The following is a 14,683-nucleotide window of genomic DNA, read 5'->3' on the forward strand; positions in this document are numbered from 1 at the left end:
GGTTCAGCTCCCTCGGTAGGTCGAATAGGCGAACGGGCTGAGCAGGAGCGGCACGTGGTGGTGCGCGGTGCCGTCGGCGATCCGGAAGGTGAGCGCCACCTCCGGGAAGAAGGCGTCCGGGCCCAGGTAGGCGCCGGTGTCGAAGACCAGGCGGTAAACGCCGGGGTCGAGGGTTTCCGGGCCGAGGTCGCGGATGCGGCCGTCGTCGTCGGTGCGCCCGTCGGCGATCGGCTTCCCCTCGGCGGTTTCGAACCGGACGGCGATCCCCGTTGCGGGGCGACCTTTCGCCGTGTCGAGGACGTGGGTGGTCACGAGGCTCACGCGGTCACCGCTTTCGCGAGTCGGAGTTCGGCGATCTTGAGGAGTTCCCGCCCGGCGACGGCCAGTTCGGTCGCGGGATCGTTGTCCAGCCTGGCGTTGAGGATCTTCAGCAGCTCGTCGCCGCTGCGGCCACTGGCGCAGACGAGGTAGACGTGGCCGAACTTGGCTTCGTACTCGGCATTCGCGGCGGCGAAGGCGTCGGCATTGTCCACTCCGGACTGTTCGCTGCGCGACCATTCGCTCTCGGTGCCCTTTTGCTGCGGTTTCTCGCCGATCCGCGGGTGGGCGGCCATGGCCTGGCGGATCTCGTCGGTGGTCAACGGCAGGTCGGCGGCGGCCGTGAGCGCGTCGACGTCGGCATACGGCCGGTGCTCGAGGATCACGTCCACCCAGCGGGGGACGGCGAGGCAGGCGGTCAGCGCCGGCCGTACGTCATCGGCGTCGGCGGTGTTGAAGTCGGTGAGGGTGAGCGGCACGGGGAACTCCTCGTGAGTGGCGTCCCGCTGACCGTACGTCGGCGCCGGAGTTCCGTCAACATTTTGTTGAAACCGCTGGTCAGTCGGCTTCCCGGTTCAGGTAGTTGTAGACGGTGAAGCGCGTGACGCCCAGCGCGTCGGCCACCGAAGACACGGATTTCCGCAGGCCGAAGGCCCCTCGTTCGCGCAGTAGCCGCACGGCTCGCTGCTTGCCCGGCCGGTCGAGCTCGCCGAGTTTGGCTCCGAGTTCCCGCTCGACGTCGGCGATAAGCCGGGCCAGCGCGTCGTTCAGTCCCACGGCCGGCTTTTCGCCCGCTTCGGCGCGTCCTGGCTCGGCTCGGCGCACCTGCAGCGTCACCTGCGTCGCGCCCGCGTCGAGCGCTGCCTGCGCGATCGCCGGGAGCGCGTCGTAGAGCTCCTTCGCTTCGCCCCGGGCGAGCGTCCCGAGCGGGCCGAAGTCGGTGTCCAGCCCCGCTTCCGCGGCGGCGTCGCGCGCGGCGACGGCGTGGTCGGGCGGCGAACCCTCGCCGCGGAACGGTTCGCTGGTGAACTCCGCTTCAAGCCGCACGAGGATGACCGTAACGCGCCGCGTCCGTCGTTGACGAGCGGCGCGCGCCGTGGTTACTGTCGTTGTGCGAAACCGCCTTTCCGTACTGTGAAATCGGCGGTGGTTCAATCCTCCCGGAGAAGGGTTTTCGGATGGATCTTGTGGTGCGCGCGGCCCGAGCCGTCACGGCCGAGGGCGAGGTTCCGGCGACCCTCGGCGTCGACGGCGGCCGGATCGTCGCGGTCGAACCCGGCGGGGCTTCGCTGTCCGGCGACCGCGAACTGGTTCTCGGCGACGACGTCGTGCTCCTGCCGGGACTCGTCGACACGCACGTTCACGTCAACGATCCGGGCCGCGCGGAGTGGGAGGGCTTCGAGACGGCGACGCGCGCGGCCGCCGCGGGTGGCGTGACCACGATCGTGGACATGCCGCTGAACAGCCTGCCCCCGACGGTCGACGTCGCGGCGCTGGAAGTCAAGCGCAAGGCGGCGACCGGACGGGTGCACGTGGACGTCGGCTTCTGGGGCGGCGCGATCCCCGGCAACGTCGGCGATCTGCGCGCCCTGCACGAAGCCGGCGTGTTCGGCTTCAAGTGCTTCCTGCTGCACTCGGGCGTCGACGAGTTCCCGCCGCTCGACCCGGCGGGGCTCGACGAAGCGTTGCGCGAGCTGAGTTCCTTCGACGCGTTGATGATCGTCCACGCGGAAGACGCGCACGAGATCGACGAAGCGCCGGAGCCGCACGGCGGTCGCTATGTCGACTTCTTGCGGTCTCGGCCGCCGGCGGCGGAAAACCTCGCGATTTCGCACGTCATCGAGGCAGCCCGCCGTCACCACGCGCGAGCGCACATCCTGCACCTTTCGTCGGCCGAGGCGCTGCCGCTGGTCGCTTCGGCGCGCCGTGACGGCGTCGCGCTGACGGCCGAAACCTGCCCGCACTACCTCAGTTTCATCGCCGAGGAGATCCGCGACGGCGCGACGCAGTTCAAGTGCTGCCCGCCGATCCGGGAGGCGGCCAACCGCGAGCTGCTGTGGCAGGGGCTCGCCGACGGCGTGATCGACACCGTCGTGAGTGATCATTCGCCGTGCACGCCGGAGCTGAAACGCTTCGACAGCGGCGACTTCGGGCTCGCCTGGGGCGGGATTTCGAGCCTGCAGCTGGGCCTGCCGGCGATCTGGACCCAGGCGCGGCAACGCGGGTTCGCGCTCACCGACGTCGTCCGCTGGATGGCCGAGCGTCCGGCGGCGCAGGCCGGGATGCGCCGCAAGGGTCACCTGGCGGCCGGGTACGACGCCGACTTCTGCGTGTTCGCGCCGGACGAGGCGTTCGTCGTCGACGTCGCGAAACTGAAGCACCGCAACCCGGTCAGCGCGTACGACCGGCGGCCGCTCGCCGGCGTCGTGCGCTCGACGTGGTTGCGGGGCACCGAGATCACGGGCGACGAGCCACGCGGCGCGTTGCTGAACCGGGGGGACTGCTGAAATGGAGGCTGCCGTGTCCGACCGTCCTGAATGGACCGAGCTACCCGACCTCGCGTCACGCCGCTTCGGCGGGACGGTGATGTGGGCGACCGACGAACTGTTCGCCGAGAAGGAGAACCTGGTCAACCCGTGGACGCCGGCGCACCGCGCCGAGACGTTCGGACCCAAGGGCCAGGTCTACGACGGCTGGGAGACCCGCCGCCACCGCGAACCGGGCGACGACCAGGCTCTGGTCAGGCTCGGCTTGGCCGGCACGGTCACCGGCGTCATCGTCGACACGGCGTTCTTCAAGGGCAACTACCCGCCATTCGTCTCGGTCGAGGCGGCGTCGGTGCCGGGTTATCCGTCGGCGGCGGAGCTGCAGTCGGCGGACTGGGACGTCCTGGTCGACCACGCTCCGGCGGCCGGCCACACGGAGAACTTCTACGCGGTCAACGGTTCACGCCGCTACACGCACGTGCGGTTGACGCAGCACCCGGACGGCGGCGTGGCGCGCCTGCGCGTCCACGGCAGGCCGATCCCGGACCCGGACCTGCTCGACTTGGACGCGCTCGACCTCGCGGCGTTGGAGAACGGCGCCGTGGTGACGGGCTGCAGCAACAAGTTCTACTCATCGCCGAACAACCTGCTCTCGCCCGGACTGGCGGCGCACCAGGCAGAGGGCTGGGAGACGGCCCGCCGCCGCGACGACGGAAACGACTGGGTGACGCTCCGCCTCGCGGGCGCGGGCATCGTCCGGTTCGCCGAGCTGGACACGAGCAATCTCAAGGGCAACGCCCCGGGCTGGGCATCGGTGAGCGGCCGCGACACCTACGGCGAGTGGGTCAGTCTGCTGCCGAAGACCCGTCTGCAGCCGGACACCCGCCACCGCTTCGCGTTGAAGGACGGGCCGGAGGTGACGGAGGCCCGTTTGGACATCTACCCGGACGGCGGACTGGCGCGGTTGCGCCTGTTCGGCCGGCTCACCGAAGCGGGCCGGACGAACCTGAAGGCCCGCTACGCCAAGACGCGCTAGTTGTTCGCGCCGGGCCGGTTGAGGTAGGCGGAGGCCAGCGAGAGCACGCAGGCGCAGCCGATGATGGCGCTGACCCACCACTGGAGCCCGACCACGACGCTCCAGACGAAGCCCGCCGCCGCCAGCACGGCGACGAGGATGTTCCGGAACTGCAGCGGGGTCGGTTTGGCCATGCCATCAGCCTCTCATGGGCGGGTGCGGGGTCGCGGCGGGCCCATGCGCCTTGTGGTGGGGCTTGCACCGGGCCGGCGCCAGACCACGGCTGTGCCGCCGCCGGACCGGGCGGCCCAGTCGCAGGTCCGCTGCCGGGCTGGCCGGCTCAGTCGCAGGTCCGCTGCTGGACTGATCGGCCTAGTCGCAGGTCCGCTGCCGGACCGGGCGGCCTAGTCGCAGGTCCGCCGCCGCACCGGGCGGCCCAGCCGGCAGGTCCGCCGCCGCACCGGCCGCCCAGCCGCAGGGCCGCCGCCGGAACTGCGGCGGTGCTGCCGCTGTCCGCCGCCAGGCGGCGGCGTCCGCTTGCTCCCGCGGATGTGCGCCGGACAGCCGCGCGCCCGCTCGTCGCCTGCAAGGCTTGCGCCTCGCTGGGCGGCGGTGCGGGCAGTCGCCACAGGCGAGGCCAGACCGATGCCGTGTGGCTTCGCCGGCGAGTCGTCTGCCAGGGGTTGCGCCTAGCCGACGCCGGAGTGGCCACTCGTCCCCGCCCCGCCCCGCCCCGCCCGCCCCTCGGCAACTTCTTGCCGGTCCTCAGACCTCTGCGCGCTGCCCTGGCTCGAGCAGCACCAGCCGGTCGGTGAGGCCGGCCGACTCGAACTCCTTGCTCAGCACGTCCGGCCCCTCGCTGAAGTGCTGCCAGCCGCGGAAGTGCAGCGGTACCACCTTCGCCGCGTTGAGCACCTTTGCCGCCTCGACTGCGTTCGCGCTGGTCAGCGTCAGGGGAGCGCCGTCGAAGAACTTTGTCCGTGCTGCGCCGGCGAACAGCACCGCGATGTCGATGCTGAACCGCGACGCGATCTCCCGCACCAGCACGACCGACGCGTTGTCCCCGCTCACGTACACCGTCGGCAGGCCGGTGCCGCTCAGCACGAAGCCGGTGACCTCGCCGGTCGTCTGCTCGGCGCCCTCCGGGCCGTGGAGCGCCGGGACGGCCGTGACCGTCAGTGGTCCGACATGCGTCTCCTCCCATGGCTTCAAGCCCTGTGCGGTCCCGCCGAGCCGTTCGGCTCCGCTCGGCGTGACCAGGGTCAGCGGCACCGTCCCGAGGTAGGCCCGGCCGCGGTCGTCCAGGTTGTCCGGGTGCTGGTCGTGGGACAGCAGGACCGCGTCCACCACGCCGACCGCTTCTTCGGTCAGCACGGAGTCCTCGGTCTTGACCAGCACGCGGTTGCCGACGGGGTGGTCGCCGGGCGCGTCGAAGGTCGGGTCGGTGAGCAGCCGCACGCCACCCAGCTCCAGGAGCGCGGTCGGGCCGCCGGACAAGGTGATCCCCAGTTTCTCGGTCATACCCGGGGCCAACAGCGGGAACGTGCGTTCTCTTCCCTACGGTGCCGACTGCCTCCGTGAGCTGATCACGCCGGTGTTGAACCCGGCCAGGTGGAGCCCGCCCGCGAAGCGCGCGTGTTCGATCTTCACGCACCGGTTCATCACGACGTCCAGCCCGGCCTCCCGCGCCCGGTCGGCCACCGGCTCGTGCCACAGCCCCAGTTGCAGCCACAACGTCCGTGCGCCGGCGTCGATCACCTCTTCGGCCACCTGGGGCAGGTCGTCGTGCTTCCGGAAGACGCTGACCAAGTCCGGTTCACCCGGTACGTCCTTGAGTGAGGCGTACACCGGTTTGCCGAACAGCGTGTCCAGTCGCGGGTTGACGAAGTTGACCTCGTACCGCGTCGACGAGAGCAGATACGTCGCGACGAAGTAGCTCGGCCGCGCCGGATTGGCGGACGCGCCCACCAGTGTCACCGACTTCGTCCGGTTGAGGATCGCCCGCCGTTCGACGGCGCCCACCGCGTACGTCATCCGGCCACCGCCTTGTCCAGCGCCTGGTCGAGGTCCCAGAGGATGTCGTCGACGTCCTCCAGCCCGATCGACAGCCGGATCAGGTCGGGGCCGACGCCCGCGGCTGAGAGTTGATCCTCCGACAGCTGTGCGTGCGTGGTCGACGCCGGGTGGATCACCAGCGTCCGCGCGTCCCCGACGTTCGCCAGGTGCGACAGCAGCTCCACCGATTCGACGAACTTCTCACCCGCCGCCCGGCCGCCGTCGATGCCGAACGAGAACACCGCGCCCGGCCCGGCGGGCAGGTACTTCTTCGCCAGGTCGTGCTGGGGATGGGAGGGCAGCCCGGCGTACGACACCCAGGCCACCCGTGGATCTGCTTGGAGGTACTCGGCGACCGCCTGGGCATTGGCGACGTGCGCGTCCATCCGCTGTGGGAGCGTCTCGACTCCTTGCAACAGCAGGAAAGCCGAGTGCGGCGACAGGACCGCGCCGATGTCCCGCAGCTGCTCGGCGCGCAGCCGGGTGCAGAACGCGTACTCGCCGAAGTTCTCCCAATACCTGAGGCCCCCGTAGCTTTCGACGGTCTCGGTCATCCGCGGGAACTTCCCGTTGCCCCAGTCGAACTTCCCGGACTCGACGACGATTCCGCCGAGTGTCGTCCCGTGCCCGCCGAGGAACTTCGTCGCCGAGTGCAGCACGATGTCGGCGCCGTGTTCGATCGGGCGGCACAGGTACGGCGTCGCCAGCGTCGCGTCCACCACGAGCGGGACGTCGTGCGAGTGCGCGAGATCCGCCAGCGCCGCGATGTCGGCGATGCCGCCGCCGGGGTTGCCGATCACCTCGGTGTAGAGCAGCCGGGTCCGGTCGGTGATCGCGGCCGCGTAGTCGTCGATGCCGCCGCTGACGAACGTCGTCTCCACGCCGAACCGCCGCAGCGTGCCGGTGAGCTGGGTGACCGTACCGCCGTAGAGCCCGCTCGCCGAAACGATGTGGTCGCCCGCTTCGGTCAGCGCGCTGAAGGTGAGGAACTCCGCGGCCTGCCCGCTCGCGGTCGCCACGCCGCCGATGGCGCCTTCGAGGCTGGCGATCCGCTCTTCGAACGCGGCCACGGTCGGGTTGCCGATGCGGCTGTAGATATTGCCGTACTTCTGCAGCGCGAAGAGGTTCGCCGCGTCGGCGGCGTCTTCGAAAACGAAGCTCGTGGTCTGGTAGATCGGCACGGCCCGCGCGCCGGTCGCCGGATCGGGGGTGCCGCCCGCGTGCAGTGCGCGGGTCCGGAAGCCCCAGGTGCGTTCACTCATCGGTTCTCACCGTAACCGTCCTCCCCTTCGGATGGCCACGCCTCCCAGGTGGTGGGCGAGGTCATTTCGTGCTGTCGACGGTAGCACGATTCGGAATTCCGTGCGCTACACTCGAAAGCATGAAATGCGCCGCCTGCGGCAAGCCGCTGCCATCTCGCGAAGGATCCGGGCGAAAACGCCAGTACTGTGATGCCACGTGCCGAAGTGCTGCTCGCCGACAGCGGGAGTACGTAAAGACGGACTTGACACATCCCGATCGTCAATACATTCTTGACAGCGCGCCGGCACACGGGCCGTTGGGTTCGGTTCGCGACGCGTTGCGGAAGCTTCGCGACGCGGAAGAAACCCTGCGGGACGCGGTGGACGAGGCCAGGACGGCCGGGCACACGTGGCAGGAGATCGGCGACCTGCTCGGCACGAGCCGGCAGGCCGCTTTCCAGCGGTTCGGCCGGCCGGTCGATCCGACGACGGGAGCGTCCATGACCGACTTGAAACCACCGGACGTGATCCACCGCGCCGAAGGGCTCGTGGCGGAGCTCGTCGGCTGCCGGTGGCACGAGGTCCGCCGGGACTTCGACGACCGCATGCGCGACGCGGTCGGCGAGGACGAGCTGAAGCTCGCCTGGGCCCAGGTGGCCGGGTCGGTCGGGCGGTACGAGCGAACGGGGGAACCGTATGCGCGGTCCATGGGCGACCACACGGTCGTCCACATGCCGCTGGCCTTCGAGGCCGGCGAGCGGACCGTGCAGGTGACCTACCGGGAAGACGGCCGAGTGGCCGGGTTGTGGATCCGGCCGCCCGAAGAGTAGCCGGTGATCAAAAGGGGGAACCATGGAAGCACAGGGGGAGAGATGAAGACGGCGATAGCGGCTGTGGTCGCGGTCTTGGCGGCACTCGTGGCACCGGCCGCCCAAGCCGCCGAGGTGCCCACGGCTGCGCAGCAGCTCGAATGGGTGGTCGACGCGACCGGGCGCGTTCCGGTATCGGACGCCGAGGTCCGCGCCCACGTCGCCCAGGTCCTGCTGGACGCGGTGGGCGGTACGGCGGGTGTCAACGGCGCGCTCGGCGGGCTGGGCCCGCTGCAGGTGAAACGGATCTTCACCGAGGGGCCGGACCACGTGGAAGCGGAGGTCCACGGAACCGTCGACGACTACCTGCTCGGCCTGCACGTGGACCAGGCCGGACTGATCGACGGCCTCACGGCGAAACCGGACGACCCGGTCCCGGCTTCGTGGCCGGAGGTCGACGCGCAGCTGGCTGCGCTCGGCGGCCGGGTGTCGTTCGGCGCGTCGGAAATCCTGCCGGACGGGCGCTGCCGGGACGTGCACGGCGTCCGCGACGACGTGCAACGGCCGCTGGGGTCGGCGTTCAAGCTCTACGTCCTGGGCGCGCTCGGCAAGGCGGTCGCCGAGCACCGGGCGTCCTGGACCGAGCAGCTAGCGATCCGCGACGACTGGAAGAGCCTGCCGTCCGGAGTGCTGCAGAACGAACCGGCGGGCACGCGGCTCCCGTTGTCCGCCTACGCCGACAAGATGATCTCGATCAGCGACAACACCGCGACCGACCACTTGATCCACCGGCTGGGGCGGGACGCCGTGCAGCGGCAGCTCACCGCGTTCGGCAACCAGCGGCCGTCGGCGAACATCCCGTTCCTCAGCACGAAAGCGATGTTCGAGCTCAAAGCCACCCAGTACCCGGCTCGCGCCGACGCCTACCTGGCGCTGCCACGCTGGGCCCGTCCCGCGGCGGTCGCCGGGCTCGAACGGCTTCCGCTCACCGGTCTGCAGGGCTGGCAGGCACCCGAGAAGATCGACGACATCGAGTGGTTCGGTTCGCCGGACGACATCTGCCGGGCGTTCTCCGGGCTGCGGAAGGAGAACCAGCCGGAGATCGGGCACGCGCTGTCGCTGAACGACGGTGGCCTCGGACTCGACCGGGCGAAGTTCCCCGAAGTCTGGTTCAAGGGCGGCAGTGAACCCGGCGTGCTGACGTTGAACTACCTGGCGCGCACGGCGGACGGCCGCTCACTGGTCACCAGCGTCATGGTGTCGGACCCGGTCACGCCACTGAACGAAAGCCACGTCGCGGCACGAGGAATCGCCGTCGCGAAGGGAGCGGTGGCGCTTCTCGCGGCTACGCTTCGTCCGTGACGGTGCGGTGGAGCCTGACGATCGACTGCGCGGAACCCCGCGCCCTGGCGAGGTTTTGGGCGGTGGCCCTCGGCTACATCGAGCGGCCGCCACCCGCCGGGTTCGCCACCTGGGAAGACTGGTTCACGCACCAGGGCGTGCCCGAGGAGGAGTGGGGCGACGGCGCCTACCTGAGCGATCCGGAAGGCGTACTGCCGAGCTTGAGCTTCCTCAGGGTGCCCGAGGAAAAGGTCGCCAAGAACCGTGTGCACCTGGACGTCCAGGCCGGCGGCGGCCGCGACGTTCCGTGGGAGACGCGGTGGGAGCGGGTCGTCGAAGCAGTCGCCCGCCTCACCGCGGCGGGGGCGACCGTCGTGCGCGAAGACGTACTGGACGGTCGTCCGGACCACGTCGTGATGGCGGATCCGGAGGGCAACGAGTTCTGCGTGCTCTGAGCTGTCGATCCGGAGGCGGTGCGTTCGTGTAGAGGGTGAATCCGGACAGTAAGGAGTGCTCGATGACGTTCACCGACGAAGAGATCGGCTACCTGCGTTCGCAGCCACTCGCCCGCGTGGCCACGCTCGGCGCCGGTGAGCAGCCGGACGTCGTCCCGCTCGCGTTCGAGTTCGACGGCGAGCACTTCTGGGTCGGCGGGACCGGTGCGGCCGTGGCGGCCACCCGCAAATTCCGGAACATCGGTGCCGGCCGGCGGAAAGTCGCCTTGGTGGTGGACGACCTCGTGTCACTGCAGCCGTTCATCGCCCGGGCGATCCGCGTGTACGGCGAGGCGGACGATCCCGTGGAACGGACCGGGTTGGTGGGGCCGGGCCTGTACACGCGGATCACCCCTCGGATCTCGTGGAGCTGGAACATGGCGGGGGAGCCCGTGGGCGAGACGTGGTACGAGCCGAGGAGGGTGGTTCATGGGTAGGTGATCCGGGCCGGATGACCCAGGTCACGCACGACGTCTGCACGTTCCGGTCACATCGGCCGTCGCCGCGGGGTCTACTGCTACGACTGCGGCGGAAGGAACGGACACGGTGGACACGCTGACCGAACGGTTCGAGCAGGAGCGGCCGCGGCTGCGCGCGGTCGCCTACCGGATGCTCGGTTCGGCGAGCGAGGCCGACGACGCCGTCCAGGAGGCCTGGCTGCGGTTCGACCGAACCGACCTGGGTGAGGTCGAGAACGTCGGCGCGTGGCTGACGACCGTCGTCGCGCGGGTGTGCCTGTCGATGTTGCGGACGCGGCGCAACCACCGCGAGGAGCCCTTGGACGGCCGGCCCGAGCAGGGCGAGGACCGCCGGGACCCCGAGCAGGAGGCGGAGCTGGCCGACACGGTCGGGCTGGCGCTGCTGGTCGTGCTCGACGCTCTGGCGCCGGCCGAACGGGTCGCGTTCGTGCTGCACGACATGTTCGCCGTGCCGTTCGACGAGATCGCGCCGATGATCGACAGGACGCCGGCGGCGGCCCGTCAGCTGGCGAGCCGGGCGCGGCGGCGGGTCAGGGGCGGCTCCGCCGTGGACGCGGACCTGCCGCGGCGGCGGAAGGTCGTCGAGGCGTTCCTGGCGGCGTCCCGGAGTGGCGACTTCGAAGCGCTGCTCGCGCTCCTTGCTCCGGACGTGGTGCTGCACGCCGACCGGTTCGTCGGCCCGAGCCCGGTGCCGGTCGTGCTGCGCGGCGTCGAAAACGTGCGCAAGGGCGCGGTGCTGGCCTCCGAACGGGCCCGTTCCAGCGAGCTGGCCCTCGTGGACGGCTCGCCGGGGCTGCTCTGGATGCCCGGGGGACGGCTGTCGGTCGTCCTGGCGTTCCGGGTCGACGGCGACCGGATCGCCGGCATCGAGGTCATCGCCGACCCGGAGCGGCTGCGCGGGCTGGAGCTGGCCGTCCTCGACTGACCTGGGGCAGCCGGACCGCCCTGGGTCAGCCCAGGGCGGCGCGAAGGCGCGCGTCGCGCTCGGCCGGTGTCTGGCGCGGGCAGCTCACGCACTTCGGGTTGCCGACCTCGTAGATCAGGCAGCACGAGGCCCGGCGCACGGCGGGTGTCCGGCCGACGCGCACGAAGCGGGGCTTCGGCAGGTCCAGGCCGATCGCGGCGACGAGCGGCTCGGCCAGGGTCATCGCGCGTTCGGGATCGGACGTCCAGAGCAGCCGGTTGCCGATCGAGTCGGTGGTGATGGCACCGAGGGCACGCGCGCGGGCTCCGGTGACATCGGCGATCGTCGCGATGGCGGTCCCGAGGGCCTCGCCGAACGCGGCACCCAGCTCGGACAGCCCGCCGGCGAGGGGACGGGTCGACCGGGCGCCGAGGAACCGGCCGTCGGCGAGGAGGTCGATCTCCATGGCGTCCAGGGAGGGGTCGGCCAGCACAAGCGGCGCGGAACGGCCGGGAAGTCCGAAAGAGGCCGCCGGGGCCCGGGCGGCCGCCGCGGCCAGGCTCTCCACGGCAGGCGCCACGAGCACCGAGGAGAGCGAGTACCACCAGATCGTGCCGAGCACCTCGGGCGCAGCGCAGCCGTAGAGCTTGGCCGCCCCGCCGATGCGGGCGCGGACCCACTCCGCGTCCGCGAGCAGGGTCGCGGGCGCGGTCCAGTCGGGCTTCACGGCACCCAGCCTTCCAGACGGCGGCGGCCGGACGGCGTCGCGAAGACCGGGGCACCGTCGGGAACCTCACAGCCGCCGGTAGGTGGAGACCGTGAAGGACACCGTCACGGCCTGGGGCCCGCTCAACGCGTCGAGGCGGGACCGGCGGTCGCCGCGATCGAGGTGGAAGGCCGTCGGGCCCATCTCCACCGCCTGGCGGACCTGCTGCGGGCTCAGCTCCGTCGTCCGGCGGACCTCCGTGCGGCCGGTGCGGGCGAAGTACTCGCCGAGGGTGCCGTCCAGACGCTCCTCCTTGCGCTCGTCCACCGACAGCACCAGGTCGCCCAGCTCGCGGAGGTGGTCGGGAGCCGGGGCGGCGACCGTCAGCAGCCCGCCGGGACGCAGGACGCGGTGGAACTCCGGCCCGTTGCGGGGCGCGAAGACGTTCAGCACCGCCGACGCCACCTCGTCGCCCACCGGCCACGGCTCCCACAGGTTCCACACCGCCGCGCCCAGCCTCGGGTGCGCGCGGGCCGCGCGGCGCAACGCCACCGCGGAGACGTCCAGAGCGAGACCGAACGCGGCCGGAGCCGTCTCCAGGACGTGCGCCAGGTAGTAGCCCGTTCCGGCGCCCGCGTCGATCACCAGGTCTTCGGCCTCCGCGCACACCCGGGCCAGCTCGTCGGCCAGTGGGCGGTAGGCACCGGAGGCGAGGAAGCCCGCGCGGGCCGCGACCATCGGGGCGGTGTCCGCCGTTCCGGCCGGGATTCGCGCGTGCAACAGGTTGACGTACCCCTGGCGGGCTAGATCGAAAGAGTGGCCCGATGAGCAACGCAGCGTGCGTTCGACACCCTTCAGCGGCGATGCGCACACCGAACAGCGCAACGCCTCGACGACCCGGGGTGGCAGTGGGTCATTCCCGTGGTCGGCTGGGGTCATGGGGATATTCGACCACGACGTAAAGCAACCGGACACTCCAGCACACCTCCCGGGAAACCTGGCCGTAACAACCGGGCGCGGACAGTTCACGCAGGCGAAACCTCTCGCGCCGCCCCGTGAAACACCGCGCGCCAAAACTGCCATCGCACAGACCCAGGGCACGGGAGGACGATGTGCTGAACGCAGGAGACACCGCATGGGTATTGGCCAGCGCCGCGCTGGTCATGCTCATGACACCGGGATTGGCCTTCTTCTACGGCGGTATGGTCCGCGCGAAGAGCGTCTTGAACATGCTGATGATGAACTTCATCGCGCTGGCCGTGGTGGGGGTGCTGTGGGCGCTGTACGGCTTCTCGATGTCGTTCGGCGACGACGCCTTCGGTGGGTTGCTCGGTAACTTCCACTTCGCCGGCTTGGAGAACACCTTCGGGAAGCTCGCCGGCTTCGCGGTGGCCGCCACCGACTCGGCGCCCGCCGTGGCCTGGCCCGGTACCGACGCGCTGCCGGTGCTCGCGTTCGTCATGTTCCAGCTGATGTTCGCGATCATCACGCCCGCGCTGATCTCCGGTGCCATCGCCGACCGCGCGAAGTTCTGGGGCTGGACGCTGTTCGTCGTCATCTGGGTGACGGTCGTGTACTTCCCGGTCGCGCACTGGGTGTTCTCGTTCAACGGCTTCATCGGCGAAAACTCCGTCGGCGGCTGGATCGCGAACAACCTCAAGGCACTCGACTTCGCCGGTGGAACCGCGGTCCACATCAACGCCGGTGCCGCGGGTCTCGCCCTGGCGATCGTGCTCGGCAAGCGCAAGGGCTGGCCGAAGGACACCGGCCGGCCGCACAACGTCCCGTTCGTGCTGCTCGGCGCGTCCCTGCTGTGGTTCGGCTGGTACGGCTTCAACGCGGGTTCGGCGCTGGCCGCCAACGACCTCGCCGCCGTCGCGTTCACCAACACCACCGTCGCGACCGCCGCGGCCGTTCTCGGCTGGCTGCTGGTCGAGCAGCTCAAGTTCGGCAAGCCGACCACCCTCGGCGCGGCTTCCGGCGCGGTCGCCGGCCTCGTCGCCATCACCCCGGCGTGTGGTTTCGTGAGCCCGCTCGGCGCCATCGCGATCGGCCTCATCGCCGGTGCGGTCTGCGCGCTGGCCATCTCGCTCAAGTTCAAGTTCGGCTTCGACGACTCGCTCGACGTCGTGGGCGTCCACCTGGTCGGCGGCATCGTCGGCACGCTGCTGATCGGCTTCTTCGGCACCACCAGCGTCAACGCGCTCGGTGCGGACGGCCTCTTCTACGGCGGCGGGTTCACCCAGCTGGGTCGCCAGGCGGCGGCCGCCGGTGCGGTGCTCGCGTACTCCTTCGTGCTGTCCTTCATCATCGGCTTCGTGATCAAGAAGGCCGGCGGCTTCCGCGTCAGCACCGAGGACGAGGTCAGCGGCATCGACGAAGCCCAGCACGCGGAGAGCGCCTACGACTTCACCGGGACGGGCGGTGGCCTCGGCCACCCGAACACCATCCCGGTCAAGTCCACCCCGGCCGCGAAACTCGAGGAGAGCAAGGCATGAAGCTCATCACGGCGATTGTCAAGCCGTTCACGCTCGACGACGTCCGCTCCGCGCTGGAGCAGCTGGGCGTGCTGGGCATGACGGTCAGCGAGGTCCAGGGCTACGGCCGGCAGAAGGGCCACACCGAGGTCTACCGCGGCGCGGAGTACTCGGTGGACTTCGTGGCCAAGCTGAAGATCGAAGTCGTCACCGACGACACCAACGTGGAGAAGGTCCTGGAGGCCATCACCACGGCCGCGCACACCGGCAAGATCGGTGACGGCAAGGTGTGGGTGACCCCGGTCGAGACGGTGATCCGCGTACGGACCGGCGAGCGCGGCACGGACGCTCTCTAGGG

At 70.6% G+C, this 14,683-nt stretch carries 18 protein-coding genes; 9 read left to right on the top strand and 9 right to left on the bottom strand.

What is annotated here, in order from left to right:
* Window positions 1-3 precede the first annotated feature (3 nt).
* From uraH to ABFJ78_RS27945, 3 genes are all read right to left on the bottom strand, one after another.
* The gene (uraH, locus tag ABFJ78_RS27935) at window positions 4-321 is read right to left on the bottom strand and encodes a hydroxyisourate hydrolase (RefSeq protein WP_436389571.1); all 318 of its coding nucleotides are present in this window, start codon (window positions 319-321) and stop codon (window positions 4-6) included.
* On the bottom strand, window positions 318-797 hold the full coding sequence (uraD, locus tag ABFJ78_RS27940) for a 2-oxo-4-hydroxy-4-carboxy-5-ureidoimidazoline decarboxylase (protein WP_436389572.1): 480 nt from the start codon (window positions 795-797) through the stop codon (window positions 318-320). The genes uraH and uraD overlap by 4 nt, the downstream gene beginning before the upstream one ends.
* A 79-nt stretch (window positions 798-876) precedes the next feature.
* Entirely contained in the window at window positions 877-1,365 is a 489-nt protein-coding gene (locus ABFJ78_RS27945; RefSeq protein WP_436389573.1) for a helix-turn-helix domain-containing protein, read from the bottom strand.
* A 131-nt stretch (window positions 1,366-1,496) separates the two neighbouring features.
* On the opposite strand from ABFJ78_RS27945, the gene allB reads away from it, so the two are divergent.
* Window positions 1,497-2,825: an allantoinase AllB gene (allB, locus tag ABFJ78_RS27950; protein ID WP_436389574.1), complete on the top strand. Its 1,329-nt coding sequence runs from the start codon at window positions 1,497-1,499 to the stop codon at window positions 2,823-2,825.
* 1 nt (window position 2,826) lies between these two features.
* Entirely contained in the window at window positions 2,827-3,840 is a 1,014-nt protein-coding gene (gene alc / locus ABFJ78_RS27955) for an allantoicase (protein ID WP_436389575.1), read from the top strand.
* On the opposite strand, the gene ABFJ78_RS27960 is transcribed toward alc, so the two are convergent.
* From ABFJ78_RS27960 to ABFJ78_RS27975, 4 genes are all read right to left on the bottom strand, one after another.
* Window positions 3,837-4,013: a hypothetical protein gene (locus ABFJ78_RS27960; RefSeq protein ID WP_436389576.1), complete on the bottom strand. Its 177-nt coding sequence runs from the start codon at window positions 4,011-4,013 to the stop codon at window positions 3,837-3,839. The two genes, alc and ABFJ78_RS27960, sit on opposite strands and share 4 nt — an antisense overlap.
* Window positions 4,014-4,584: 571 nt before the next feature.
* Entirely contained in the window at window positions 4,585-5,340 is a 756-nt protein-coding gene (locus ABFJ78_RS27965; RefSeq protein ID WP_436389577.1) for an MBL fold metallo-hydrolase, read from the bottom strand.
* Between the two features lie 36 nt (window positions 5,341-5,376).
* Window positions 5,377-5,853, bottom strand: a complete 477-nt coding sequence (locus tag ABFJ78_RS27970; protein ID WP_364450542.1) for a CoA-binding protein — start codon at window positions 5,851-5,853, stop codon at window positions 5,377-5,379.
* The gene (locus ABFJ78_RS27975) at window positions 5,850-7,136 is read right to left on the bottom strand and encodes an O-acetylhomoserine aminocarboxypropyltransferase/cysteine synthase family protein (protein ID WP_436389578.1); all 1,287 of its coding nucleotides are present in this window, start codon (window positions 7,134-7,136) and stop codon (window positions 5,850-5,852) included. Before ABFJ78_RS27975 ends, ABFJ78_RS27970 begins: the two co-directional genes overlap by 4 nt.
* A gap of 317 nt (window positions 7,137-7,453) precedes the next feature.
* Here ABFJ78_RS27975 and ABFJ78_RS27980 point away from each other — a divergent pair, with 317 nt between their 5' ends.
* The 5 genes from ABFJ78_RS27980 (at window position 7,454) to ABFJ78_RS28000 (ending at window position 11,163) form a co-directional block, all read left to right on the top strand.
* Window positions 7,454-7,945, top strand: a complete 492-nt coding sequence (locus tag ABFJ78_RS27980; protein WP_436389579.1) for a DUF3887 domain-containing protein — start codon at window positions 7,454-7,456, stop codon at window positions 7,943-7,945.
* Window positions 7,946-7,987: 42 nt separating this feature from the next.
* Window positions 7,988-9,286 (top strand): serine hydrolase, encoded by a 1,299-nt coding sequence (locus tag ABFJ78_RS27985; RefSeq protein WP_436389580.1) that lies wholly within the window; start codon window positions 7,988-7,990, stop codon window positions 9,284-9,286.
* The gene (locus ABFJ78_RS27990; protein WP_436389581.1) at window positions 9,283-9,720 is read left to right on the top strand and encodes a VOC family protein; all 438 of its coding nucleotides are present in this window, start codon (window positions 9,283-9,285) and stop codon (window positions 9,718-9,720) included. Before ABFJ78_RS27985 ends, ABFJ78_RS27990 begins: the two co-directional genes overlap by 4 nt.
* Before the next feature lie 62 nt (window positions 9,721-9,782).
* Window positions 9,783-10,196, top strand: a complete 414-nt coding sequence (locus ABFJ78_RS27995) for a PPOX class F420-dependent oxidoreductase (protein WP_436389582.1) — start codon at window positions 9,783-9,785, stop codon at window positions 10,194-10,196.
* A gap of 109 nt (window positions 10,197-10,305) precedes the next feature.
* Window positions 10,306-11,163 (top strand): sigma-70 family RNA polymerase sigma factor, encoded by an 858-nt coding sequence (locus ABFJ78_RS28000; protein WP_436389583.1) that lies wholly within the window; start codon window positions 10,306-10,308, stop codon window positions 11,161-11,163.
* 25 nt (window positions 11,164-11,188) lie between these two features.
* On the opposite strand, the gene ABFJ78_RS28005 is transcribed toward ABFJ78_RS28000, so the two are convergent.
* A complete protein-coding gene (locus tag ABFJ78_RS28005) occupies window positions 11,189-11,869 on the bottom strand; it encodes a (2Fe-2S)-binding protein (protein ID WP_436389584.1) in 681 nt (226 codons plus the stop codon).
* Window positions 11,870-11,935: 66 nt separating this feature from the next.
* Window positions 11,936-12,787: a putative RNA methyltransferase gene (locus ABFJ78_RS28010; RefSeq protein WP_436389585.1), complete on the bottom strand. Its 852-nt coding sequence runs from the start codon at window positions 12,785-12,787 to the stop codon at window positions 11,936-11,938.
* Between the two features lie 173 nt (window positions 12,788-12,960).
* On the opposite strand from ABFJ78_RS28010, the gene ABFJ78_RS28015 reads away from it, so the two are divergent.
* Together ABFJ78_RS28015 and ABFJ78_RS28020 are read left to right on the top strand one after the other, a co-directional pair.
* Entirely contained in the window at window positions 12,961-14,346 is a 1,386-nt protein-coding gene (locus ABFJ78_RS28015) for an ammonium transporter (protein ID WP_436389586.1), read from the top strand.
* On the top strand, window positions 14,343-14,681 hold the full coding sequence (locus ABFJ78_RS28020; RefSeq protein ID WP_086677886.1) for a P-II family nitrogen regulator: 339 nt from the start codon (window positions 14,343-14,345) through the stop codon (window positions 14,679-14,681). The genes ABFJ78_RS28015 and ABFJ78_RS28020 overlap by 4 nt, the downstream gene beginning before the upstream one ends.
* Window positions 14,682-14,683: the final 2 nt, after the last annotated feature.

This window comes from Amycolatopsis sp. MEPSY49 (genome assembly GCF_051337345.1).
Taxonomy (GTDB): Bacteria; Actinomycetota; Actinomycetes; order Mycobacteriales; family Pseudonocardiaceae; genus Amycolatopsis.